The sequence below is a fragment of the Spirosoma aerophilum genome (genome assembly GCF_054782495.1).
Map to the genome: position 1 here is coordinate 92,371 of NZ_BAAGSJ010000038.1, position 24,125 is coordinate 116,495.

Consider the following 24,125-nt stretch of genomic DNA (forward strand, 5'->3'; position numbering starts at 1 on the left):
CTGTCCTCGTATGCTCACGGAATCCATCACCCAAGAGAGTGTTTATCACGTCCTTTATGTCGAAAATGACCCTCACAGAGTAGCTGAATTCGTGCAGGCATTTTCGCAGATAGTATCCATAAAAACCGTCGCCAGCCGGTCAGAAGCCATCAGCTTCTTACAGAAGGGCAACGAGATTGACCTGGTGGTCATTAACGATGAACTGGGAGGTCTTAAGTTTCTGAACACCGTAAGTTCGGCCCTAAACGAATATAAAGCTTCCACCATGATACTTAGTGCCGGTGCCAACACCGACATGAACGTGCAGGCCGAGGGCAAACCCATCATTGATATTTTTCCACTCAGTTTTTATGAAGCATCTCTTCGAAACCGCTTAGCTTACCTTATTCGCCGGAAAAAATACAATGAAATCGGGCAGGAGCTGGACAACGCCAGAAAGCAAAAGATTCCGGTTGGCAAACGCCTGTTCGACATAATCGTTTCGTTTGGCCTCCTGCTGGCGATTTCCCCCCTGATGATCGTCGTGTCGGTGTTGATCCGGCTGGATTCCAAAGGGCCTATATTTTATAAATCAAGGCGTATTGGAATGGGCTACAAGCTTTTCGATATGTATAAATTTCGGACCATGCGCACCGGAGCTGATAAGTTGATTTCGGGCATGGCCTCTCAGAATATGTACAAATCAGCGTTGCCGGAACAGGCTCCTGATGAACTCTGCGAGACTTGCCGGTTGGCCAACACCTCGTGCCAGCGCCCTCTGTTCCAGGACAACATGCAGGTTTGTGAGATACAGGTTCAGCGTACCCGGAAAGCCAAAGCCATGTTCATGAAATTCAAGGAAGACCCCCGTGTTACCCGGCTGGGCAAGTTCCTTCGCAACAGCAGCATCGATGAATTACCCCAGCTGATCAACATTTTGAAAGGTGACATGTCGTTTGTTGGTAACCGGCCGTTGCCGCCCTACGAAGCCGAGAAGCTCACCACAACCGCCTATGCACGTCGGTTTGCCGCCCCGGCCGGATTAACGGGCCTTTGGCAGGTTACCAAGCGGGGAAAAGCGGGCGTTTCGGATCAGGAGCGGATTCAACTGGATGCCCTCTACGCAAGAACATACTCCTTTAAAACGGATCTGATCATTTTGATCCGGACTGTAAAAGCCGTTTTTCAAAAGGAAAATGTATGAAGGCTTTCCCGCTTGTCTCCCTGATTACGCTCAATTATAATCAGGCTGCGGTAACCTGTGCTTTACTGGCGTCTATTCAACGGCTGTCATACCCAGCCATTGAAGTTATCGTTGTCGATAATAACTCAGCCGAAGACCCCACTTCGATCATTGAAGAGCGTAATTTTAGTCACGTGCGGGTTATCGTCAATACGACAAATCTGGGTTTTGCCGGAGGTAACAATGTAGGCATTCGGCAGGCCAAGGGCGACTACATCCTGCTGCTCAACAATGACACCGAAGTGACGCCTGATCTGATCGAGCGTTTGCTGGAGCCCTTTGCTGCCGATCCGACCCTTGGCGTCACCTGTCCGAAAATACGCTATCATCAGGCCCCTCAGGTGATCCAGTATGCCGGGTATACCCCCTTAAACGAGTATACAGGACAGGCATGGGCCATTGGCAGCCATCAGGTAGACAAAGGGCAATTCGACAAACCGGGTTTAACGAATTTTGCCCATGGGGCCGCCATGATGGTCAAACGGGACGTGATAGAGCAGGCTGGGTTACTGCCCGAGCTCTATTTCCTGTACTACGAAGAACTCGACTGGTGCTGCCGTATTAAGCAGGCCGGTTATTCCATTTATTACCAGCCCTCGGCGCTTGTTTTCCATAAAGAGTCGATGACGGTTGGCAAAGGAAATCCGATGAAGGTGTATTTCCAGACCCGCAATCGGATCCTGTTCATGCGCCGTAATGTCTACGGTCTATCTCTCTTCTTCTTCTTCTTCTATTATGCCGGGCTCGCCTTACCAAAAGCGGTACTAACCTACAGCCTGAAAGGTCAGCTGGCTTTTCTGAAAGCCTTTCTGAAGGGCATCAGCTGGAACCTGCGTCATGCGGTCGAGAAGCCAGACGCTGCCCCCCTCCCGAGCCACTTAATGAACCCCCGTTTGTCGTCGTTAAAATCAATTGTATGAGAATTGGAATCGAAGCGCAGCGCTTGCTGCGCCCTCATAAACATGGAATGGACATTGTCGCCCTGGAACTCATACGGGCGCTTCAGCAGATCGATCAGAAAAATGACTATTTCATATTTGTTCGTCCGGATGAAGACGAAGCCTGCCTGACACTGAGCGGCAATTTTACCCTGGTGAAAGTACCGGGAATGAACTATGTCCACTGGGAGCAGATAGCGTTGCCACGCGCCATCCGGGCCTATAAGCTTGATGTGCTGCACTGCACGGCCAACACCGCCCCCCTCAGGGTAAATGTACCGCTGATGCTGACCCTGCACGACGTGCTGTTTCTGCGGCAGGTATTCAAAGTCAATACGGCTACTGCCTATCAGCGGTTAGGGAATCGATACCGTGCCCTGCTGGTTCGGCAGGTGGTTAAAAATTGCCGGGACATTTTGACGATCTCGAAGTATGCCGCTCACCAGATCAAGAGCGAGTTGAAGATTCCCCGGGCCCGGATCGAGGTGCTGTATAATGGTCTGAGTAGCCGGTTCGAGAGCCCCGTTACCACAACGTTACTGAAAAGTGTTCGGACAAAACATCACTTACCCCAACGATATTTCTTTTTTCTGGGTAGCGCTGACCCTCGAAAGAACATAAAAAACGTGTTGCAGGCTTTTGTCAGGTATGCCCAGATCGACACCGAAATCCGACTGGTCATCAGCGGGAAATTTCCGCCCTTCCTGAAACAGTTGCTGACTCCCATGGAGTACGCCTTTGTCCAGCAACGGTGTCAGTTTATCGGCTACATTGCCGATGAAGACCTGCCTGCTCTGTATACCATGGCCGAAATTTTCCTCTTTCCATCAATCAGTGAAGGCTTTGGCCTGCCTATTCTGGAAGCTATGGCCTGTGGTACTCCCGTTATCACCAGCACCCTCACGGCCATGCCCGAGGTAGCGGGTGGCGCGGCTTTGCTGGTCGACCCGCACCAGCCTGATGCCATTGCCAGGGCCATGCAACAGATTGTCGCGAAACCCCTGCTCCGGCAAATGCTGGTTGAGCGCGGTAGAGAGCAAGTCACGAACTTCTCCTGGATTCGGACGGCCAGGCAGTTGCAGGCTATTTACAAAACCTACGCGCCTAGTGATGAATTGAATGTGACGCCAGCGTATTCACTTGTCTAAACGATGATGCAGCTCTTTCTTCTTGTATGCTTAGGCATAGTGGGTTATACGTATCTGGGATACGGAATTCTACTAACTGCGCTGGTTAAACTTCGCAGCTATTTTAGTCCATACCGCCCCGCGGTTGATGATGACTCCTACACGCCCATGGTTACGCTGGTCATGGCGGCCTACAACGAAATGGGCTGTCTGCCCGCCAAACTTAAAAACTCCCGTGCGTTAGACTATCCGGCCGATAAACTCCAGTTTCTTTTTGTCACGGAGGGCTCGACGGATGGCTCGACAGCCTGGCTGGAATCCCTGCGCGCCAGTGGCGACAGCCAGATTTCTGTGCTGGGTGGCGAGCAGCGCGCCGGCAAAGTAGCGGCCATGAACAGAGCCATGACGCATGTCACAACGCCGATTGTTATTTTTAGTGATGCCAACACGCAGCTTAACCGTCGGGCCATTCGCAACCTCGTGCGCCATTTCAAGAATGAGTCCGTTGGTGCCGTTGCCGGCGAAAAACGAATTGACGTACTTGAGAGTGAATCCGCAGCCGGGTCGGGCGAAGGCTTATACTGGAAATATGAGTCGTTTCTAAAGCGAAAGGATGCCCAATTACATACTGTTGTTGGCGCGGCCGGTGAATTGTTCGCCGTACGCACAAACCTCTACGAAACCGTTGAACCGGATACGCTGCTCGACGATTTCATTATTTCTTTACGGATTGCCGGAAACGGGTACCGCGTCGAATACGAGCCGGATGCTTATGCTCTGGAACGCCCTTCGTTTTCTATTGAGGAAGAAAAGAAACGGAAGATCAGAATTGCAGCAGGAGGCTTTCAGTCAATTATGCGCTTGCTTTACCTGCTGAATATTGTCCGGTATGGCTGGTTAACCTTCCAGTATGTATCGCATAGGGTTTTACGGTGGGCGGTCACGCCTTTTTGTCTCCCCTTGATCTGGCTGGCCAATCTGGCCCTGGTTATTCCCGATCCATCTACCACCAGTAATCCCCTGTATACCAGCTGGGTACTGTTATTCGTTTGTCAGTGTCTTTTTTACGGAGCGGCTTATGCAGGCTATCGGCTTGAACACAAACACATTCGGGTAAAAGCCTTATTTGTCCCTTTCTATTTCACCTTCATGAACGTCTGCGCCATTTTGGGCTTCCTGCGCTTCCGACGAGGCAACACATCTGGCGTATGGGAAAAAGCCAAACGCGCCGATGAGGTGAATTTGGTAAGTCAGTAAGCGGCTTCGCCTAAGTCGGTAAGTCGGTAAGTGGCTTCGCCTAAGTCAGTAAGTCGGTAAGAGGCTGACGCATGAGTACTGCTTTCATGCGTCAGCCTCTTACCGACTTACTGACTTACTGACTTACCGACTTACTAACTTAGGCGAAGCCGCTTACTGACTTAGGCGAAGCCACTTACCGACTTAGGCGAAGCCACTTACTGACTTACCGACTTACTCGCATGAGGGGTATGCAGAAACTGGTTCTTCGCTGTTTTCATTTTGAGGATTGAGCGAATGAAACTGGTAAAGAGAATGGGAAGTTTTAACAATTCTGCCGGACCAATTTTTTTGATGAGCGCCGAAGGGGTTGATATATAGAAGGTAAATAATAAAAGCAGGAACTGGCTTCCTGTCACGATCATAAACAATCGATTACCAGAGAGACCACTTGCCACCAGTCCCATCACCAGGCCGCCCAGGAGTAAAATACGCGGGGGGAGCATCGTCTGAAACACTTTGTCGGCGTAGTCTATATTACCCGAGAACAACGCCTTGAGACCCGGCACGAAATTCAATCGGAAGTATTTGTACTGAGCCGCTATCCAACGGGTACGCTGCCGTTCGAAAACAGCTTCGCTGGATACTTTCTCATCATATACAAAGGCAGTCGGGAGATACCCAAATGACATCCGCTGACTGAGCATGCGCATCTCCAGCTCTTTATCAAACCCACCTACCGCTTGTACGGCGGGCATTATTTCTTTGAGCAACGAATACTCCAAAGCCATTCCTGAGCCAATCAACGCAGCCGAAAGGCCAACGGAGCGGTGCCCCTGCCGAAAAATATGGTTGTTTATTTCTTCACTGATTGCGTCCAGAACAGCCACGCTGCTATCCGTATTTTTAGCCACCCGGTGGCCCTGCAAAATGCGCCAACCCTGCTGAAAAGCCGTATCGACCTGCATCAGAAAATCGGGCGCCATCAGATTATCGGCATCCAGAATAACGGCTACATCATACGTATCGGGTAATTGCTGCAGGGCTACATTAAGCGCTTTTGCCTTGGTCGATTTGTCGAATACTACCTCAATTACCTTAATGGGCAGTGTTCGCAGCGTCTCAATGGTATCAGCTTGAAGGGAGTCGGCAATAACGATAATGTCATACAATGACGCCGGGTACTGCTGCAGCAATCCATGCCGGGCTGATTCCAGAATAACCGCATCCTCCTTGTAGGATGGTATCAGAACAGCCACGCGCCGGGTTGGATCCGGACTCGTTCGGACCATTGCTTTAATTTTCCGCAGCCGCCCCGCAATGGCGAAAAAGGATAGATAGAGCGTAACAAAAGCGGTGTAACCGAAGACGATGGCCGCCAGCAGCTTAATGATAATCATGGGATACATAGTTATAAGAGGTACTTACTACTCTGGAGTACAATCTGATTAGTAGGGTATAGCATAGTATGAAGCCATGAGGTTTATGCGGGTTTACCCTCAACGATCATAAAGTAGCTATGTCCTTTATTATTTATATTGGAACTATTTTTTTAACTATAAAACAAATATACCTATATTTACTTTACTTATTTTATAAAATGTAAATTATAAATAATTCATAACAGCAATTAGCCTACTTATTTTACCAATCAATACAGGCATCAGCGTATACATTTTGCGGTTCGCGACGTTCAACTTATCCTATTATATCAGTATGCGTATTTCGGAGTTAATTAAAAGCAACAATCGGGTAAAGCACTGGCTTCATTATGCCCTTATCCCACAGGGGCAGGCCCGTCCACGTCGGTGGGTAAGCTGGTTTGTGAACCCATTTGTCCATAAAAAGGGAGTTGGTGCCCGCATTTGCGCTTCAGCCCGACTGGATGTTTTACCTTTTCGTCAGTTCACGCTGGGGCAGCACTCCACCATAGAAGATTACTGCGTTATCAACAATGGTGTTGGGGATGTAAGCGTTGGTGCTCATTCGCGGGTGGGTATCGGCAGCATCGTCATTGGCCCCGTCAGCATCGGCAATCAGGTAATTATTGCCCAGCATGTGGTCATTTCGGGTTTGAATCACGGCTATGAGAACATAGATATACCCATACGGCAGCAGCCCGTAAAGGCCCTGCCCATCGTGATTGATGATGAATCCTGGATTGGCTCCAATGTGGTCATAACCGCGGGCGTCCGGGTGGGGAGGCATTCCATTGTAGCTGCGGGCAGCGTAGTTACCAAAGACGTATCGGCTTACTCCGTTGTTGCCGGTAACCCGGCACGGGTTATTAAACAATACAATCCGGAACGGCGGTGTTGGGAGCGTGTGTATACTTCTGGTCAAGTACCTGTTCCAGTACAGTAGCAAACTGCTTTCCTCTGTTTTCCCAAGAATTCCCCTCTGCCATAGCCAGGCGCTGCATCGGCAGGGTGGCATCGGTTTCCTGTAAAGCAATTTCAATAGCGTCAATGAACCCATCGGCCGTATCGCATACCGAGACCAGCGGTTCAAACGCCCGAAGATCCGTGAAGTGGGTACTCACAACGGGCAGACCAGCCGCCAGATATTCATTTATCTTCAGGGGATAAATAGCGCGGGTTTGTTCATTAAGGCAAAATGGTATTAAACCAGCGTCCATTTGCTTGACAAATTTCGGTATGCTGGATGGCGGTTGAGACCCCGCCTGTAGTACGTTGGCATAGCGGCTTAGTCGCTGGGAAATGGCCGGATCCGGTACCCGACCCACAAATAAAAAGCGTACATCCGGAAAATGCTGAAAGCAACGCTCCAGCAAATCAATGTCGAGCCGATTATCAATAGAGCCTATATACCCAATTGTTTTTGACTGACGATCCCCCCTAAAGACATTGGCTTGCTTGAACAGATTGATATTAACCCCATTTTCTACCAGATAACAGCTGGGCTGTATCTGACGCTTGCTGGCATAAAGCCCTTTGGACGTTGTAACGACGGCATCTACCCGCTTAAGTAAAGCCAATTCGGCCGTTTGGCCATGTTGCCGACTCCAGCTTTCGGCTTCAATAGCATCGTAACAGTAGTAAACCAGCGCTTTCTCCGACAGCTTATTCACCAACCCGTTCCCCACCGTTGGGTGCAGTGCATTCATGACAATGGGTGACTCTATACCCAATCGTTGCATCGCTTTCCGTATACTCTTCCTGATTCGATTCGTATTCCATTTTAACAAAGCCGAATAAAGCCAGCCGGGATTGAGCTGATTTATAGGGAGCATAGGCGGAGGAATCAGGACGTACACTTCGCGGCCTTCCGAAAGCTGATGGCGAACCAGACGGTCAGCAGAGCCTATTACTCGCGCCAGCGGTATGTTTTTCTTTTTACGTAAGTGTTGCCAGATATCCTTATATGTACAGGCATAATTGATAAAAAGTACCCGGTTGTTGCCAGCCAGTTCAGTCAACAGCTCCATCGTCGACTTTGTATAATCGTTTTCCCAATTGAGCAATCCTACACAAATAATATCCTGTTCTTTTAACATATCCTTAGTGAACCCAGTCCGTAAGCTGTCCTGTGGTCGTTATCACTGATGAAAAATGGTGTGTAGCGCGATTTAGCCACTATTTATCAAGAAGTTCGTTTTTAAATCTAAACTCTATTTACTGTTATATATAAAAAAGTACATATAACAGTAATGTATATTTAATTAGAGTTAATAATACAACGCAGAACTATAAAACAGAAATAAGTAACATCATAAATAACACAACGAATTGTATTGTAAAAATATAAAATTTAATAACAAATAGTAGTCCTTTTAATAATTATGACAACTAATACGTATTTTTTTATTAATATTGCTACGGTACTTTACTACTTAAGACATACTATAGCTTATCTAACTTTATACGATCTACCTAATTGGTTATTAAATTACGTATGAGACTGTTTACGATACCCAAGTGGGTACAGCAGCATACCCAGACGTTCGGGTCAGGGGTGCCCGTCAGCGAAGAGGTTATACGATCGCTCAAATCTGGTTTACAACGGTTTGCGACGCCCAACCCGGAAGTATCGATCGTCATTCCTGCCTATAACGAAGAGAAAAACATTCTGCAAACGCTCTCCTCCATAGCGGCTATTAAAACCTCCTTTCGTACAGAGTTAATTGTGGCGAATAATAATTCAACCGATCGAACACAGGAACTTCTTGATCTATGTGGGGTAAAATCGGTATTCGTGGCAGACCAAGGCATCAGTTTTGCCCGACAGGCTGGACTCGAAAAAGCAAGAGGTCAGTTTATCCTGTGTGCCGATGCCGACAGTATTTATCCCCCTAATTGGGTGGATGCACTTGTTAAGCCGTTACTGCGGCCGGAAGTTTCATGTTCATACGGTGTCTATTCCTTTATTCCCAGCCAGAACACAGCTCGCTTTTCGCTGGGCCTGCACGAGCTGACATCTGAATCGTTCAAGAAGATCAAACGTAAAAACAGAGAGTTTGTCGACGTGATGGGATTTAATTTTGCCTTTCGCAGGAAAGATGGCCTGGCAGTGGGCGGTTTTCGCCATGATCTTGACCGAAAGGTTACAGGGCGCTCGGAAGACGGCTGGATGGCCTATTGCCTGGCACAGAAGGGAGCCCTGCAACGGGTTGGTAACCATCATGCCCGTGTATGGACGGGAGACCGTCGGTTGATGGAATCTGGCAGTTTGGTGAAAGCGTATATTTTTCGGGTGAAGAAAGAGGCCAGACGGTTGAATCTATACCTGACCAGCAAGGGCGTTGTTAAACACGCCGAACACTGATAAAGGATGAGTGAATGAATGGTTTATCCGTTGAGCCGCAAACCATTCACCCAGTCCACCAATTCACTATCTATTTGAACGCCGGAATACCCGTTATCTCCGCGCCTAAAATCAGCAACTGAATATCGTGAGTACCTTCATACGTACTGACTGATTCAAGGTTCATGAGATGGCGCATGATCGGATATTCGCCGGATATACCCATAGCACCCAGAATCTGGCGCGCTTCACGGGCTACCCGCAGAGCCATTTCTACATTGTTTCGCTTTGCCATTGAAATCTGGGCCACAGTCGCTCTGTCTTCATTTTTAAGTACGCCAAGTCGCCAGCAAAGCAATTGCCCCTGTGTGATATCGGTCAGCATCTCGGCCAGTTTTTTCTGTACCAACTGAAAACTGGCGATGGGTTTGCCAAATTGAATCCGTTCGAGAGCGTAGCGCCGGGCCACTTCGTAGCATTCCATAGCAGCACCTAATGCCCCCCAGCTTATACCGTAACGAGCCTGTTCCAGACACTTCAGCGCACTTTTCAGCCCGAAAGCTTCGGGCAGGATATTTTCTTTCGGCACCTGCACATCCTGAAAGACCATTTCGCCGGTGGTGCTGGCCCGCAATGACCATTTGTTGCTGATCTCGGCCGTAGTAAAACCTTCCATACCACGCTCGACAATCAGACCGCGTACTTTACCCTGGTCATTTCTGGCCCATACAATGGCGATGTCGGCAATATTGGCATTCGTGATCCAGAGCTTCGAGCCATTGAGCAGAAAATAATCGCTTCGTTCGATGAAGTTGGTTTCCATACCACCGGGGTCCGAGCCGTGATTGGGTTCCGTGAGGCCAAAACAACCCAGCATTTCGCCCGTTGCCAGCCGGGGCAGGTATTTCTGCCGCTGCGTCTCGGAGCCAAACGCCCAGATCGGATACATGACCAGCGAGTTCTGAACCGATACGCAGGATCGCATCCCCGAATCCCCCCGTTCAATTTCCTGGGTCATGAGACCGTAAGAGATCTGATCGAGTCCACCCCCACCATATTCGGTTGGAATGGTGGCACCAAACACACCGATCTGACCAAATTTTGGCACGATATGGCGGGGAAACTCACCCCGCTGGGCATACTCCTCAGCAATGGGCGTAATCTCGCGTTTCACAAAATTGCGCACAGCCGATCGCACCAACTTGTGTTCGGCCGTGAGTAGATCGTCGAGACAGTAAAAATCGGGCGACTCAAATGAATCGACCTTATTTCGGGATGGAGTTAGGGAAGGGGCTTGCATAGGGTGTTAACTCAAAAAGGTAGGCCTTGTTACCAAACTTTTGATTTTTTAAGAATGGGGTAACCAATGGTTTTTCCCCCGCCACCAGATGACCACTTTACGCATCTGACTATCAATAAGTAAGATACACCTATTTTTTACCGCTTACTAACTACGCCCTACCCTTCCCTCAATCATTGTTACTAAAAAGCGGCAGAAACACTATATATGGGCTTCACCGCTGATCGGGACACTGCCTTCGACACGTAGCCCAACGATCAGTTGCACCTCAGTTGTTCATTTCCTTAAACACGCTGGCCATGATATCAAAAAAGCGTTTGTGGGTTCATCAGTTCACGCTGGTAGCCCTCCTCTTTCTTACCCAGAGCTGTTATCATTACCGGATCACAACCTCCAGATTTGACCCGTCCACAGGTTACCAGAAAAAAACGGCTCATTCGTTTTTCTGGGGATTGGTTCAAAAGAATGTGATCGCGACGAACTGTGATTCCCTGAATCTGAAGAGCCTCGACGAGGTGCGCATGACGACCAATTTCGGCTACTCGCTCATTACAGTAGCTACGCTGGGCATCTGGAGCCCTGTTCGGGTGGAGTGGAAATGTCCCAAACCGTGTCCGCGCGAAGGTGAACTATAGATCATACGAAAAAAAATACCGCACCTTATGATTATTCATCCTACTAACCAGCGCACCTGGTCGCCCCGCCACGAAACGTTCGATCAGCCGATCGAAAATCTGTATGACCTGGCCAATGACGATTCCGGCAATGTGGTCGATGATTATAACGCGACAACAGGGGGCATTCAAAAAATCATTGCCGAAGCGATTCAAAAGAAACGGCACCTCCGCGCCATTGGGGGCGAATGGTCATTCACCAAAATTACAGCGACCGACGGCATTTTACTAAACACCAAACTACTGAACCTAACCATTAAAATAACGTCGGCCAGCGTTCATAAAAATTACCAGAAAACAGCCGATGATCTGTTGTTTTGCCAGTGCGGGGTGTCGGTTCAGGAACTCAGCGACCGCCTTCGCAAACGAAACCGGTCGCTCATGACGTCGGGGGCCAGCAACGGCCAAACCATTGCCGGGGCGTTATCGACCGGTACACACGGCTCGGCGTTCGACATTGGGTCTATCTCGAACTTTGTGGTGGGTCTCCACCTGATTGTTAGCCCCACCCGGCACGTCTGGCTCGAAAAAAAATCATACCCGGTGGCGTCAGCTTCCTTTCTCAGGCGTATCCATGCCGAGCCGGTCCGCGACGATGAGCTGTTCAATGCGGCCCTGGTTAACTTCGGGAGTTTCGGATTTATTCACGGGGTCATGATCGAAACAGTCCCGCTTTTTCTGTATGAAAGTCACCGGGAACGGATGCTGATCGACGACGCCCTGCTAACGCTCATGACCACGCTCGACTTCAAGGGCTCTTCTCTACCGAACGGCGATGAACGGCCTTATCATTTTCAGACAGTGTTGAATTTATATGATCTGGACAAGGGCGCTTATGTGACCACCCTATACAAGCGGCCCTACACGGATACATATACACCACCAGCCACCACACTCGGCGACATTGGCCCCGGCGACGATGCGCCTACGTTTATCGGAGCCATTACCGAAGCGATACCCGCTCTGGTGCCGACGCTGGTCAATGCGCTCACGAATACCCAGTATAAACCCTACAGTCATGTGATGGGCACGCACGGGGAAATCTTCTCGAACACCGACGTTCATGGCAAGGTCCTTAGCGCTGCCGTTGGTGTGGATCTGGCCAATGCCGTTCTGGTCAAGGACATGCTCGTAGCACTCAACGAAACCAATGGCCCATTTACGGGCGTCATTGCCTTTCGATACGTAAAGGGAACGGATGCCACCCTGGGATTCACTAAATTCCCCGTTACCTGTGTTGTTGAATTAGACGGTATTTTCTCGAAACACACCATTGATTTTTGTGAAGCTTTCTGGGATAAACTGGAAACCGAGTCGATTCCATTTACATTTCACTGGGGCAAGATCCTCAGCCTGTCCAAAGAACGTTTACGTTTGATGTATTCCGATGACCGCGTGGACCGGTGGATAGCCGCCCGGAATAAACTCATGCAACGAAAAGACTGTATGCAGGTATTTACGAACGATATGATGACAGAATTGGGACTGGATACCATATTGGATTAAACGTACCCACGGGTTTTAACCCGTGTTATAGCAAGTAACACGGGTTGAAACCCGTGGGTACTTCGTGAGTACCGGTTAAGCATTAATAGTTAAAAATGGCTCATCAGACACTTTAGTCTACATGGCCAATCTTACAATAGACAGTCTGAAAGCACGCACCTTCGACGCCATTGTCGTAGGCTCCGGTATGAGTGGTGGCTGGGCCGCCAAAGAACTGACGGAGCACGGCCTTCAAACGCTGGTGCTGGAACGGGGACGGGATGTAAAACACGTGACCGACTACCCCACGGCTAATCTGAATCCCTGGGAGATGGAACACCGGGGGCAGGTATCCCGCGCTGTTCAGCAGGAGTATTCCATTGCCAGCCGGAATTACGCTTTTCGGGAAGATACCCAGCACTTTTTCGCCAAAGACAGCGACCAGCCGTACGTACAGGATAAACCGTTCGACTGGATGCACGGCTATCAGGTGGGAGGGCGCTCGCTACTCTGGGGGCGACAAACGCAACGATGGAGCGATTTCGATTTCACTGGACCGGCCCGCGATGGGTTTGCTGTTGACTGGCCCATTCGCTACGCGGATATAGCGCCCTGGTACAGCCATGTGGAGAAATTTGCGGGCATTACAGGAAACAAAGATGGGCTTGCCACTTTGCCCGATGGCGAGTTTTTGCCTCCGCACGAAATGTCTTGTGTGGAATCCTATTTTAAGAAACAGGTCGCTGCGCACTACCCCGACCGCCATGTCATTATGGGGCGGGCCGCCCATTTGACCCAACCCAGGCCTATTCATTTTCAACAGGGCCGCGCCCAGTGCCAGCACCGAACGCTCTGTGAGCGGGGTTGTCCGTATGGCGGCTATTACAGCAGCAATGCGTCTACCCTACCCTGGGCCATGAAAACGGGGAAACTCACGCTGCAGCCCAACTCCATTGTGCATTCCATCATTTACGACGATGCCCGCCGAAAAGCAACGGGTGTACGCGTCCTTGATACCCAGACGAATACGCTGACCGAATACTACGCCCGCCTTATTTTCCTGAATGCATCGGCCCTGCACACCAACCTTATTTTGCTGCACTCAACGTCGAACCGGTTTCCAAACGGACTGGGTAACGACAGCGGGCTGCTGGGCACGCACATGGCTTTTCATAGTTACCGGGGACGTATATCGGCTTCCTACGAAGGCTTTGACACCTTCACCACCGACGGCCGACGGCCCAACAGCAGCTACATTCCCCGGTTCAGGAATGTATATAAACAGGAAACCGACTTCCTGCGTGGGTACGCGGCAACGTTCTACTCATCACGGGCAACGATTCAAAACCAGGAAGGCCTTGGGGCTGCCCTTAAACAGGAACTGCTAAGTACCCGATTGGGCGAATGGCAGGTCGGCTCCGCCATGATGGCCGAAACCATTCCGAAAGCCGAAAGCACCGTTCGGCTCGATCCGGTTCTGAAAGACAAGTGGGGCCTTCCGCAACTGCGCATATCTGTAGGCTATGATGCCAACGATGAGAAGATTCTGAAGGACTTCTTTGAGCAATTCACGGAAATGTACACCAAAGCCGGATTCAAAAACATCCGCACACAGGACACCGGACGATTGCCCGGCAGCGAAAACCATGAAATGGGGGGCGTACGAATGGGCCACGACCCCAAAACGTCGTTACTCAACAAGTGGAATCAACTGCATCTCTGCAAAAACGTTTTCGTGACCGACGGGGCCTGCATGACCTCCACCAGCACCCAAAATCCCTCGCTCACCTACATGGCCCTCACCGCCCGAGCCGCCAACTACGCCGTAAAGCAGCTAAAGGCACGCATGTTGTAGGTCAGTCGGTAAGCGGCTTCCCCTAAGTCAATAAGTCGGTAAGTCAGTAAGTGGCTGACGCGAGCAAGCAACAGTCGCGTCAGCCACTTACTGACTTACTGACTTAGGCGAAGCCGCTTACTAACTTACTAACTTACTGACTTACCGACTTAGGCGAAGCCGCTTACCGACTTATCGACTTAGGCGAAGCCGCTTACTGACTTACCGATTATTTACTAACCAGGTAGCCAGGTCTTTGGCGGCCTGGAAGTTCTGAAATTTGGCGGGTATCCGGCGACCGTCTACGTACTCGTTGTATAACCAGGGGTCACCCACGGCGAAAACGCGGCCCTTACCAACCCTGGCAACGCCCATAATGATATCGCCCGAATCGGTTACGGCAGCTTTTGCCGGAGGGGTTACGGCCAGCGGGGCCAGTTCTTTAATATATACGGTTCGGGTATTGGGGAAGATCGTGCGATCCGTAGCGTGTATGCTAATCGTTCCCTGATCCCACTGGGTTCCCTGCACCATGTTCCGGTTTTTGGGCAGAAACTGCATACCGAAGTGAGCGGCCAGTTTGTTGAACTGTACGTGTTCGCAATTGGAGGTATCATTGGCCATCAGCACCAGCGTACCACCCGCCTGCACCCAGTTTGCAATGGCAGAAATATCCGTTTCACTCACGTAGTTTGGCTTGGCCGTTTCTTTTTGGGTATCGGGGTCAACGATAATATATACATCGACACCCTTCAGTGAAGCGGCCGTTGGCGGCCCGGTTATAGTAGCCGTTTTAGCTCCCAGATTCCGGAAGATGGTTCCCCACCAGAAGAATCCTGAGTGCATTCGATCCTCCCAGGTGTAATGGAACGGTTCCTGCTCACCCGTTACGCCCTTGCGAAACTCATGGTTAAAGTAATTATCAACGGCAACGGTTTTATTTTTGGCAGTTGCGTTCTCCGCGGCTATTTCCATCTCGACACTAGCCATGATAAACGGGCCAACGCCTTTCAGATCATCCTGCCGCAGCGGCTCACTCAGGTAATATTCATAACTGCCATCCCGGTAGGGAGTGCCGCCCAACCCACTGACAAGCACCGTTTTTTCCAGGTGAATCTGACCTTTCTCATCCGTCGAGATAAAGTTTTTCAACATACCCTCGTAGCCTTTCCGGGCAGCAGCCAGCATAGAAGCCGGTAGGTAGCCCATGCGTACCCCTTTGGCAATGGCATACACAAACATACCGGTGCCGGACGCTTCAAGGTAGTTTCCTTTATCGCCGATTCGGTCGGTCACTTGATACCAGCAACCCGATTTGGGGTCCTGATACTTCACAATGGCAGGCATGGTGCGCTGGAGAATAGCCACCAGTTCGGCCCGGCGGGGGTGCGACTGCGGAAAGTGATCCAGCACATCGACCAGGGCCATAGCGTACCAGCCCATGGCCCGACTCCAGAAATTAGGTGATTTACCCGTTTGCTTATTGGCCCACTTTTGCTCCCGGCTTTCGTCCCAGCCATGATGGAGCAGACCGGTTTTGGCATCACGGGCGTGGTTCTCCATCCACACAAACTGGTTGGCAATGTCGTCAAACCCATTGTTCCTGTTCGTGCCGGCAGTTGGTCCATACACGCGGGTATATTCGGCATAGAAGGGCTCGGCCATGTAGAGCCCATCGAGCCACATCTGATATGGGTAGCGTTTCTTGTGCCAGAACCCGCCTTCGTTGGTGCGGGGTTGCTGGACCAGCTGCTGCCGGAGTGTCTCAGCGGCTTTGCGGTATTTTTCGCTACCGGGCAACGACTGCTGAGCCAGCGTTAGCAGCGCCCGGCCGGGGGTTACAAAGTCAATATTGTAATCGTCCATTTTATAGGTTCGGATGTCGCCGTTGGCATTGACATACCGATCCATATTTTTCTGGATATACTGAAAATAACGGTCGTCGGCGGTGCGGTACCAGACCTGTTCGATGGCTTCCAGGATAACGCCCATTTCATACTCCCAACGGGCATCTTTACCTTCTTTTACATAGGCTATGGAATCGGCATTGTTGGTCATGATGGTCGCTGCCATACGCTGCGACCAGGGCATTGGGCGAGCAGATGAGGAAGGCGACGACTGCGCCAGTGCACTATGACCCAAAATAAGGAGGCAACCCAGAAGGCTAAACTTCATTGTTCTTTGTTCTTGTTTGTACGTCTGAATAGACCAGTATAGCTGGTTTCTACCCGTTTATAAACCGGCAAATTGCTAAACAAAACTGAGTAAATTCCGTCAGCCGGGCAAATCCGATTGAAATAAGGCGAAAAGAACCCAAACTAAAATCTACCTGTTAGTAGATTGCACCAGCCTGTATGATTTTGCCTTCATACAGGTATAGTCAATTATTTACCGACTTGCCGTGCCGACGCACCGAAGCGGTCTTTCTGACAATGATTCACCAGATTTCACTTAACCTACCCCCCGAACTGGCTCTGGACGAGACTGCTTTTCGGGAGCAGGCTTTAGATCATCTTTCGCTGCCAAACACCGCCGATGTGGTGGTGCGTAAACGCAGGCAGTCTATTGATGCCCGCAATCGGCAGGTTCGGGTAAAAGTAGACGCCGATGTGTTTGCCGGTGAAACCCCGCCCCCGCTCATCCAGTACCAGAAACCCCAGGCCGACGTGAGCCGGGCACCGCAGGCTATTGTGGTTGGCGCCGGACCCGCCGGGCTTTTTGCAGCCCTTCGTCTGATCGAGTTGGGCGTTAAACCCATTGTGATCGAACGCGGCAGCGACGTGCGCGCCCGCCGACGCGATCTGGCCGCTATCAACAAAGACCATGTGGTTAACCCCGAATCGAACTATTGCTTTGGGGAGGGCGGTGCCGGTACTTACTCGGATGGGAAACTGTACACCCGCTCAACTAAACGGGGTGACGTCCGACGTATTCTGGAGATTTTCGTAGCTCACGGCGCTACCGAGCAGATTCTGGTCGATGCTCACCCGCACATTGGCACCAACAAACTACCGAACGTAGTGACCGACCTGCGCGAGAGCATTCTGCGAGCCGGGGGGGAGGTTCGGTTTGACACCAAAGTTACCGACCTGATTCTGGGCGGAAGTCCTGCGAATCCGACCGAACTGAAAGGGGTTGTGCTCGCCAATGGTGAATCGGTGTTGGGCATTGGCGTTATTCTGGCAACGGGCCACTCAGCGCGCGACATCTTCTATCTGCTTCAGCAGCGACACGTTCGTATCGAAGCCAAACCTTTTGCCATGGGCGTTCGCATCGAACACCAGCAAAGTTTGATCGATCAGTTTCAGTATCACCGGCCCAGCCGTGGCGATTATTTACCGGCAGCTTCGTATAGTTTAGTGGCCCAGACCCGCTTCAAAGGCGTGGAACGGGGGGTATTTTCGTTCTGCATGTGTCCGGGTGGTTTTATTGTTCCGGCGGCCACGGCTCCGGGCGAGCTGGTCGTAAATGGTATGTCGCCATCGCGCCGGGATTCGCAGTTTGCCAATTCAGGCCTTGTGGTAGCCATTGCCGACGAAGACCTGCTTCCCTACGCAGATGAAGGGCCACTGGCCGGACTCGCTCTGCAACAGGACCTCGAACGATGGGCCTGCAAAATGGGCGACGGCCGGCAAACAGCACCCGCACAACGCATCGCCGATTTTGTGGATGGGCACGTATCGAACCAGTTGCTCCCCACCTCCTACCAGCCCGGTCTGACTTCGGTCGATATGACGGAGGTGCTTCCCGACCATATTGCACAACCCCTTCGACAGGGACTTCGTGATTTTGGCCGAAAAATGCGTGGTTACTTAAGCAATGAGGGACAGGTCATTGGCGTTGAAAGCAGAACGTCGTCTCCCGTCCGCATTCCTCGCAACAGGGAAACGTGTGAGCATGAGCAAGTTAGCCGACTGTTCCCCTGTGGCGAAGGGGCGGGCTATGCGGGCGGTATTGTATCGGCTGCCATGGACGGCGAACGATGTGCTGAAGAATTAGTTACGTTATACAAAAAAGGTTTGTAGTTTGAGGGCTCAAGTTGGAAGTTACCTTCTTTCCTCCGCTCTCCGGGAACCTTGAACTTGAAAACGGGAATTTTATATCCATGATCGACACCAGCTTCCATACGTTTTCTGAACACCTCCGTCAACGGTTGCAGAAGCCGCTGCCCGGCGAAGCCGCTCATCAAAAAATGGCGTCGACAGCCCGGTATCGGCTTGGCATCAAACCCAACGAACGGACGCGTCGGAGTGCCGTGCTGGTTTGTTTTTACCCCTATAAAGAGTCAATTTTCCTGCCCCTCATCCTAAGGCCCCAGTATGATGGTGTGCACGCCGGTCAGATGGCCTTTCCAGGCGGGCGAATGGAGCGCATTGACGAAAACCTGACCCGAACGGCCCTGCGGGAAGCGCAGGAGGAAGTCGGCATACGGGTATCGGATGTGAAAGTACTGGGCTTGCTGACCGAGTTATATATTCCACCCAGCAACTTCTACGTACAGCCCGTGGTGGGCATGCTGCCGTACCGTCCCGATTTTTACCCCGACCCTCGCGAAGTGGAAGCGGTGGTGGAAGTAAGTCTGGAAACCCTACTGGACGAAACCATTGTGGGCGACAGCCAGATTGAGGTTCGGGGCGTTATGGTCGATGCGCCCTTTTATCAGATACAGGGTTATCGTGTCTGGGGGGCCACTGCCATGATGATCAGCGAGCTCCTCATGGTACTGGACTCGTAAATAGGTCGTGCATGTCGAATAAATTTCTTTAATCAAATCAACTCGCTAAGTACTTCCTGAAATACCTATTCAACGGTAGACGTTTAGAGATTACACGTTCCACCAGCCATTCTGTTCATAATCACGAACTAACACTACATTTACGGACATAAAATCTACTTAACGTTTGGTTATTAGTAAGCATTTATACGCATAAAAATATAGTTATCCTCTACGTTTACGCCTGAACATTTTCGACAAAATACGTTCATATTCAGCCAACTGACGATTGATATAGTCGTTAACCGTGATAGCTTTGCAGTATAAGAACAAATACGATCATTCGGTCGTTAAAAACATAGACCCTTTCTGCAAATAATTTTCCTGTGAAAAGATGGATTGCTATCGTTCTCGTCGTTGCGGTACTCGGCGGGATAATTGTGTACAATAAGATTTTACATCCCGCTCCGGGTGCATCGGCCGGCGGTGGTGGCGGCAAAGGCGGACCCGACGCTAAGGGCGGACCGGGTGGTGGCAAAGGCGGACCGGGTGGTCCCGGCGGGGGTGGCCCTGTAAATGTGAATGGCTATGTTGTCATTTCCCAACGATTACAGGAAGATGTTGTCTCCAGCGGCTCACTTCTACCCAATGAGCAAGTCGATATTTATCCCGAAATATCAGCCCGTATTACCCAGCTTAATATCCAGGAGGGCCGTCCGGTAGCCAAGGGTGCGCTCCTCGTCAAACTCTTCGATGCCGACCTTCGCGCACAGCTTGAAAAGCTTCAGGCCCAGGCCGATAATGCCCGCCGTACGGAAGAACGAAATAAGCAGTTGCTGGCACGCGGAGGTATCAGCCAGCAGGAATATGACATTGTGACAACCAACTTGCGGTCGTCACTGGCTGATATTGAACTGGTGAAAGCCAATCTGCAACGGACGGAGATTCGAGCTCCTTTTTCTGGTGTCATCGGCCTTCGCAACGTCAGCGCCGGGGCAGTGGTTTCACCGAATACCCTGATTGCACGTCTGCAACAGATTTCATCCCTGAAGCTTGACTTCTCCATACCCGAAAAATATGGCCCGGCCGTACACAGCGGCAGTCAAATTTCGTTTATGGTAGATGGAAGCGGTCAGGCCAGTCAGGGCGTTGTGTATGCCATTGAACCGGGTGTCGAAGAGCAGACCCGTAACCTTCGCATTCGGGCACGCGTTAACAACACCGGCACCGAAAAAGGACAACCCCGCTTCCGACCCGGCACCTTTGCCCGCGTAACGTTAACGATACAGAATGATCAGAGTCTGGTGGTGCCAACCCAGGCCGTTATCCCACAAACCCGAACCAATCAGGTCATTGTGGTAAAGGACGGAAAAGCCCAGTTTAAAGATGTAAAAACGGGTCTGCGCACAGCGGGAGCCATACAGATTTTATCTGGCCTGCAGAAAGGAGATACCGTAGCGACAACGGGTCTATTGTTTTTGAAACCCGATGCCCCCGTAAAGGTAAACAAAGTGATCACACTACCCGGTACAGGTAATGGACCTAAAGTTGCTCTTCAATAAAGTAGTAATTGGTATAAGGTATTCGGCCGGTACGCGACCTGAATACCTTATACCGGATTCCGAAACCCGAAACAAATTAAACTCAACTACCCATGAGTCTACCCGAGCTTAGTCTCAACCGACCGGTATTTGCTATGGTGATGTCCATCGTCATCGTGCTATTCGGAGTTATCGGTTTCACCTTTCTGGGTGTTCGTGAATACCCGGCCATTGACCCGCCGGTTATTTCGGTGCGAACCAACTACACCGGTGCCAACCCCGACATTATTGAGTCGCAGATTACTGAACCTATCGAGAAGTCGCTAAACAGCATCGAGGGGATTCGAACCATCTCGTCCAACAGTGCCCTGGGGGCCAGTACCATCACGGTTGAATTTAACCTGGATGCTGACCTCGAGCAGGCAGCCAACGACGTACGCGATAAGGTAGCCCAGGCCCAGCGGCAGTTACCGCAGGACATTGATGCACCGCCCGTTGTAACAAAAGCCGACGCCAACTCCGACCCGATCATTTTCATGACCGTGCAGAGTACCACGCGGAACCCGACCCAACTGTCGGATTATGCCGAGAACGTACTCCAGGAGCGGCTCCAAACCATTCCGGGCGTCAGTCAGGCGAATATCTATGGTCTGAAACGTCAGGCCATGCGTTTGTGGATCGACCCCATCAAATTGTCGGCTTACCGGTTGACCTCGCAGGATATTCAGGCGGCCCTCAACGCTCAGAACGTAGAGCTTCCCAGCGGTAAAGTGTATGGTAACAGCACTGAGTTAACCGTGAAAGCCGTCGGCCGTCTAACAACTGAAGAGGATTTCAATAACCTGATCTTACGGCAGACCAGCAATCAGATCGTCCGATTCAAGGATGTTGGCTATGCTACGATTGGAGCCGAGAATGAAGAGACCATCTCCAAGCAAAACGGTGCGGTAGGTGTCATTCTGGCCCTGATTCCGCAGCCAGGCGCCAATTACGTAAGCATTGCCGATGAGTTTTATAAGCGTTTCGACCAGCTTAAAAAAGACTTACCCGACGATATTATCGTCAGTATTGGTGTCGACCGCAGTACGTTCATCCGGCGGGCCATTGAGGAAGTAGGCGAAACACTGCTTATCTCCTTTGTGCTGGTGGTGCTGGTCATCTATTTCTTCTTCCGTGACTGGCTGATCGCCTTCCGTCCGCTGATCGACATCCCGGTATCGCTGATCGGGGCGTTCTTTATCATGTACGTTGCCGACTTCAGTATCAATGTATTGACCTTACTGGGTATCGTACTGGCGACTGGTCTTGTGGTGGATGATGGTATCGTAGTTACGGAGAATATCTTCAAAAAGATCGAGCAGGGTATGGAAACGAAGCAGGCGGCACGGGAAGGCTCGAACGAGATTTTCTTCGCCGTCATTGCGACCAGTATTACGCTGGCCATCGTATTCCTGCCCATTATTTTCCTGGAAGGGTTTGTGGGTCGTCTTTTCCGCGAATTCGGAATTGTGGTAGCGGGTGCCGTGTTAATTTCGGCTTTCGTTTCCCTGACGCTGACGCCTGTCCTTAGTGTAAAACTGACCAGCAAAAACCACGGTCGGTCCTGGTTTTACCGCAAAACGGAGCCGTTTTTTGAGTGGCTGGATAACTCCTATCGCTCCTCACTGGGCACTTTTATGGGCAAGCGAGGCTGGGCCTTTGTCATGATTGGTGCCTGCCTGCTCTTAATTTTTGGACTGGGATCGTTGCTCAAATCTGAGTTGGCCCCGCTCGAAGATCGCGGCCGGACACGCCTTTCGATTACATCACCCGAGGGCACCAGCTATGAAGCACAGGCTTCCGTTACGGATCGGGTCATGAACTTTGTTCTCGATTCTATTCCGGAAACCAAGCTCGCTTTTAGTGTGGTAGCTCCTGGTTTTTCCGGTGCGGGTGCCGTAAACTCTTCGTTTGTGATGCTCAACCTGGTTGAGTCTGGCGAACGGAAACGGTCGCAGCAGGAAATTGTCGACTACGTAAACAAAAACCTCAAGAAGTTTAACGAAGCCCGGATGTTTGCTACCCAGGACCAGACCATTCAGGTGGGTCGGGGTGGTGGCCTGCCCGTGCAGTTCGTTATTCAGAACCTGAACTTCGAGAAACTCCGCGAAAAGCTGCCAACCTTCCTGGACGAAGTGGCTAAAGACCCGACGTTCCAGAACTCCGACGTCGACCTTAAATTCAACAAGCCCGAGCTTAACATCAGTATCGACCGCGAGAAAGCGACGAACCTCGGTATTTCGGTGCAGGATGTGGCTCAAACCTTACAGCTTGCACTGAGTAACCGGCGTCTGGCTTACTTCCTGATGAATGGCAAGCAGTATCAGGTCATTGGTCAGGTTGACCGGGCCGACCGCGATACGCCCGTCGATCTAGCCTCCTTCTATGTTCGCTCCAACCAAGGTCAGCTTATTCAATTGGATAACCTGGTTAAGTTCCAGGAAGTGAGTAGCCCGCCACAGGTGTATCACTACAACCGCTTCAAATCGGCAACGGTATCGGCGGGCCTGGCTCCCGGAAAAACCGTTGGTGATGGCGTAGAGGCCATGAGGGCCATTGCTGCCCGTACGCTGGATGAAAGTTTCCAGACGGCTCTTTCAGGACCTTCACGCGATTATGCCGAAAGCTCTTCCAACACGCTGTTTGCCTTCGGCTTGGCGCTCATTTTGGTATATCTGGTATTGGCCGCTCAGTTCGATTCGTTTATCGATCCGCTCATTATCATGATTACCGTTCCCCTGGCCCTTGCCGGTGCGGTGTTCTCGCTCTGGATGTTTAACCAGACGCTGAATATTTTCAGCCAGATTGGTATCATTATGCTGGTTGGACTGGTTACGAAGAACGGAATTCTGATTGTGGAATTCGCCAATGAACAGCGACTCCTCGGCAAGAACAAATTTGAAGCGGCCGCCGAATCAGCAGCGCTTCGCCTTCGTCCTATCCTGATGACTACGCTGGTAGCTGCCTTTGGTGCGCTGCCACTGGCACTGGCGCTGGGCTCGGCCTCGAAAAGCCGGGTTCCACTCGGTATCGTAATCGTAGGTGGGCTGATGTTCTCGCTTATTCTGACCCTGTATGTAGTTCCGGTTATTTACACCTACATGTCGCGACGGAAAGACGTACAGCCCGAAGATGTGAATTCGACCCCGGAAGACAAGGAGAAACCAGCACCGCTGGAAATACATGCCTAAACCATTAAAGGTGTTTTCATAGAAAAAGGGAGCCGGTTTACCGGCTCCCTTTTTCCTTTA

Annotated in this window: 17 protein-coding genes; 13 read left to right on the forward strand and 4 right to left on the reverse strand. The window is 50.9% G+C overall.

Features of this window, described 5'->3' with window-relative positions; genetic code table 11:
- Window positions 1-10 precede the first annotated feature (10 nt).
- The 4 genes from ACYVK4_RS30195 to ACYVK4_RS30210 are packed head-to-tail and all read left to right on the forward strand — an operon-like array spanning window position 11 to window position 4,544.
- Window positions 11-1,183, forward strand: a complete 1,173-nt coding sequence (locus ACYVK4_RS30195) for a sugar transferase (RefSeq protein ID WP_461131315.1) — start codon at window positions 11-13, stop codon at window positions 1,181-1,183.
- Window positions 1,180-2,142, forward strand: coding sequence for a glycosyltransferase family 2 protein (locus ACYVK4_RS30200; RefSeq protein ID WP_461131316.1), 963 nt, complete (start codon window positions 1,180-1,182; stop codon window positions 2,140-2,142). Before ACYVK4_RS30195 ends, ACYVK4_RS30200 begins: the two co-directional genes overlap by 4 nt.
- Window positions 2,139-3,308, forward strand: a complete 1,170-nt coding sequence (locus tag ACYVK4_RS30205) for a glycosyltransferase family 4 protein (protein ID WP_461131317.1) — start codon at window positions 2,139-2,141, stop codon at window positions 3,306-3,308. The genes ACYVK4_RS30200 and ACYVK4_RS30205 overlap by 4 nt, the downstream gene beginning before the upstream one ends.
- A 6-nt stretch (window positions 3,309-3,314) precedes the next feature.
- Window positions 3,315-4,544, forward strand: a complete 1,230-nt coding sequence (locus ACYVK4_RS30210; RefSeq protein WP_461131546.1) for a glycosyltransferase family 2 protein — start codon at window positions 3,315-3,317, stop codon at window positions 4,542-4,544.
- A gap of 197 nt (window positions 4,545-4,741) precedes the next feature.
- On the opposite strand, the gene ACYVK4_RS30215 is transcribed toward ACYVK4_RS30210, so the two are convergent.
- The gene (locus ACYVK4_RS30215) at window positions 4,742-5,923 is read right to left on the reverse strand and encodes a glycosyltransferase family 2 protein (RefSeq protein ID WP_461131318.1); all 1,182 of its coding nucleotides are present in this window, start codon (window positions 5,921-5,923) and stop codon (window positions 4,742-4,744) included.
- Window positions 5,924-6,239: 316 nt separating this feature from the next.
- On the opposite strand from ACYVK4_RS30215, the gene ACYVK4_RS30220 reads away from it, so the two are divergent.
- Window positions 6,240-6,887 (forward strand): acyltransferase, encoded by a 648-nt coding sequence (locus ACYVK4_RS30220; protein ID WP_461131319.1) that lies wholly within the window; start codon window positions 6,240-6,242, stop codon window positions 6,885-6,887.
- Here the strand turns inward: ACYVK4_RS30220 and ACYVK4_RS30225 are convergent.
- Window positions 6,811-8,040, reverse strand: a complete 1,230-nt coding sequence (locus tag ACYVK4_RS30225) for a glycosyltransferase (RefSeq protein ID WP_461131320.1) — start codon at window positions 8,038-8,040, stop codon at window positions 6,811-6,813. The genes ACYVK4_RS30220 and ACYVK4_RS30225 overlap by 77 nt on opposite strands.
- 398 nt (window positions 8,041-8,438) lie before the next feature.
- Here ACYVK4_RS30225 and ACYVK4_RS30230 point away from each other — a divergent pair, with 398 nt between their 5' ends.
- On the forward strand, window positions 8,439-9,308 hold the full coding sequence (locus ACYVK4_RS30230; RefSeq protein WP_461131321.1) for a glycosyltransferase family 2 protein: 870 nt from the start codon (window positions 8,439-8,441) through the stop codon (window positions 9,306-9,308).
- 70 nt (window positions 9,309-9,378) lie between these two features.
- On the opposite strand, the gene ACYVK4_RS30235 is transcribed toward ACYVK4_RS30230, so the two are convergent.
- Window positions 9,379-10,587 carry an acyl-CoA dehydrogenase family protein gene (locus tag ACYVK4_RS30235; RefSeq protein ID WP_461131322.1) on the reverse strand — a complete coding sequence of 403 codons (1,209 nt, stop codon included), beginning with the start codon at window positions 10,585-10,587 and terminating at the stop codon, window positions 9,379-9,381.
- 299 nt (window positions 10,588-10,886) lie between these two features.
- On the opposite strand from ACYVK4_RS30235, the gene ACYVK4_RS30240 reads away from it, so the two are divergent.
- The 3 genes from ACYVK4_RS30240 to ACYVK4_RS30250 all read left to right on the forward strand — a co-directional run bounded on the left by ACYVK4_RS30240 (window position 10,887) and on the right by ACYVK4_RS30250 (window position 14,601).
- On the forward strand, window positions 10,887-11,222 hold the full coding sequence (locus ACYVK4_RS30240; RefSeq protein ID WP_461131323.1) for a Bor/Iss family lipoprotein: 336 nt from the start codon (window positions 10,887-10,889) through the stop codon (window positions 11,220-11,222).
- A gap of 27 nt (window positions 11,223-11,249) precedes the next feature.
- On the forward strand, window positions 11,250-12,767 hold the full coding sequence (locus ACYVK4_RS30245) for an FAD-binding protein (RefSeq protein ID WP_461131324.1): 1,518 nt from the start codon (window positions 11,250-11,252) through the stop codon (window positions 12,765-12,767).
- Window positions 12,768-12,888: 121 nt separating this feature from the next.
- A complete protein-coding gene (locus ACYVK4_RS30250) occupies window positions 12,889-14,601 on the forward strand; it encodes a GMC oxidoreductase (RefSeq protein WP_461131325.1) in 1,713 nt (570 codons plus the stop codon).
- Window positions 14,602-14,802: 201 nt separating this feature from the next.
- Here ACYVK4_RS30250 and ACYVK4_RS30255 read toward each other — a convergent pair whose 3' ends face one another.
- Window positions 14,803-16,755, reverse strand: a complete 1,953-nt coding sequence (locus ACYVK4_RS30255) for a glycoside hydrolase family 88 protein (RefSeq protein WP_461131326.1) — start codon at window positions 16,753-16,755, stop codon at window positions 14,803-14,805.
- Between the two features lie 257 nt (window positions 16,756-17,012).
- On the opposite strand from ACYVK4_RS30255, the gene ACYVK4_RS30260 reads away from it, so the two are divergent.
- From ACYVK4_RS30260 to ACYVK4_RS30275, 4 genes are all read left to right on the forward strand, one after another.
- Window positions 17,013-18,605: an NAD(P)/FAD-dependent oxidoreductase gene (locus ACYVK4_RS30260; RefSeq protein WP_461131547.1), complete on the forward strand. Its 1,593-nt coding sequence runs from the start codon at window positions 17,013-17,015 to the stop codon at window positions 18,603-18,605.
- Window positions 18,606-18,685: 80 nt separating this feature from the next.
- Window positions 18,686-19,315: an NUDIX hydrolase gene (locus ACYVK4_RS30265; RefSeq protein ID WP_461131327.1), complete on the forward strand. Its 630-nt coding sequence runs from the start codon at window positions 18,686-18,688 to the stop codon at window positions 19,313-19,315.
- A gap of 365 nt (window positions 19,316-19,680) precedes the next feature.
- The gene (locus ACYVK4_RS30270) at window positions 19,681-20,856 is read left to right on the forward strand and encodes an efflux RND transporter periplasmic adaptor subunit (protein WP_461131328.1); all 1,176 of its coding nucleotides are present in this window, start codon (window positions 19,681-19,683) and stop codon (window positions 20,854-20,856) included.
- A 92-nt stretch (window positions 20,857-20,948) separates the two neighbouring features.
- Window positions 20,949-24,065, forward strand: a complete 3,117-nt coding sequence (locus ACYVK4_RS30275) for an efflux RND transporter permease subunit (RefSeq protein WP_461131329.1) — start codon at window positions 20,949-20,951, stop codon at window positions 24,063-24,065.
- The last annotated feature ends 60 nt before the right edge of the window (window positions 24,066-24,125 follow it).

Excerpts from the sequence above, each read along its gene's own strand:
- ACYVK4_RS30255 (WP_461131326.1), bottom strand. The coding sequence starts at position 16,755 with ATGAAGTTTAGCCTTCTGGGTTGCCTCCTTATTTTGGGTCATAGTGCA.
- ACYVK4_RS30275 (WP_461131329.1), top strand. The coding sequence starts at position 20,949 with ATGAGTCTACCCGAGCTTAGTCTCAACCGACCGGTATTTGCTATGGTG.
- ACYVK4_RS30220 (WP_461131319.1), top strand. The coding sequence starts at position 6,240 with ATGCGTATTTCGGAGTTAATTAAAAGCAACAATCGGGTAAAGCACTGG.
- ACYVK4_RS30215 (WP_461131318.1), bottom strand. The coding sequence starts at position 5,923 with ATGATTATCATTAAGCTGCTGGCGGCCATCGTCTTCGGTTACACCGCT.
- ACYVK4_RS30240 (WP_461131323.1), top strand. The coding sequence starts at position 10,887 with ATGATATCAAAAAAGCGTTTGTGGGTTCATCAGTTCACGCTGGTAGCC.
- ACYVK4_RS30225 (WP_461131320.1), bottom strand. The coding sequence starts at position 8,040 with ATGTTAAAAGAACAGGATATTATTTGTGTAGGATTGCTCAATTGGGAA.
- ACYVK4_RS30250 (WP_461131325.1), top strand. The coding sequence starts at position 12,889 with ATGGCCAATCTTACAATAGACAGTCTGAAAGCACGCACCTTCGACGCC.
- ACYVK4_RS30205 (WP_461131317.1), top strand. The coding sequence starts at position 2,139 with ATGAGAATTGGAATCGAAGCGCAGCGCTTGCTGCGCCCTCATAAACAT.
- ACYVK4_RS30210 (WP_461131546.1), top strand. The coding sequence starts at position 3,315 with ATGCAGCTCTTTCTTCTTGTATGCTTAGGCATAGTGGGTTATACGTAT.
- ACYVK4_RS30260 (WP_461131547.1), top strand. The coding sequence starts at position 17,013 with ATGATTCACCAGATTTCACTTAACCTACCCCCCGAACTGGCTCTGGAC.
- ACYVK4_RS30245 (WP_461131324.1), top strand. The coding sequence starts at position 11,250 with ATGATTATTCATCCTACTAACCAGCGCACCTGGTCGCCCCGCCACGAA.
- ACYVK4_RS30230 (WP_461131321.1), top strand. The coding sequence starts at position 8,439 with ATGAGACTGTTTACGATACCCAAGTGGGTACAGCAGCATACCCAGACG.
- ACYVK4_RS30235 (WP_461131322.1), bottom strand. The coding sequence starts at position 10,587 with ATGCAAGCCCCTTCCCTAACTCCATCCCGAAATAAGGTCGATTCATTT.
- ACYVK4_RS30265 (WP_461131327.1), top strand. The coding sequence starts at position 18,686 with ATGATCGACACCAGCTTCCATACGTTTTCTGAACACCTCCGTCAACGG.
- ACYVK4_RS30195 (WP_461131315.1), top strand. The coding sequence starts at position 11 with ATGCTCACGGAATCCATCACCCAAGAGAGTGTTTATCACGTCCTTTAT.
- ACYVK4_RS30200 (WP_461131316.1), top strand. The coding sequence starts at position 1,180 with ATGAAGGCTTTCCCGCTTGTCTCCCTGATTACGCTCAATTATAATCAG.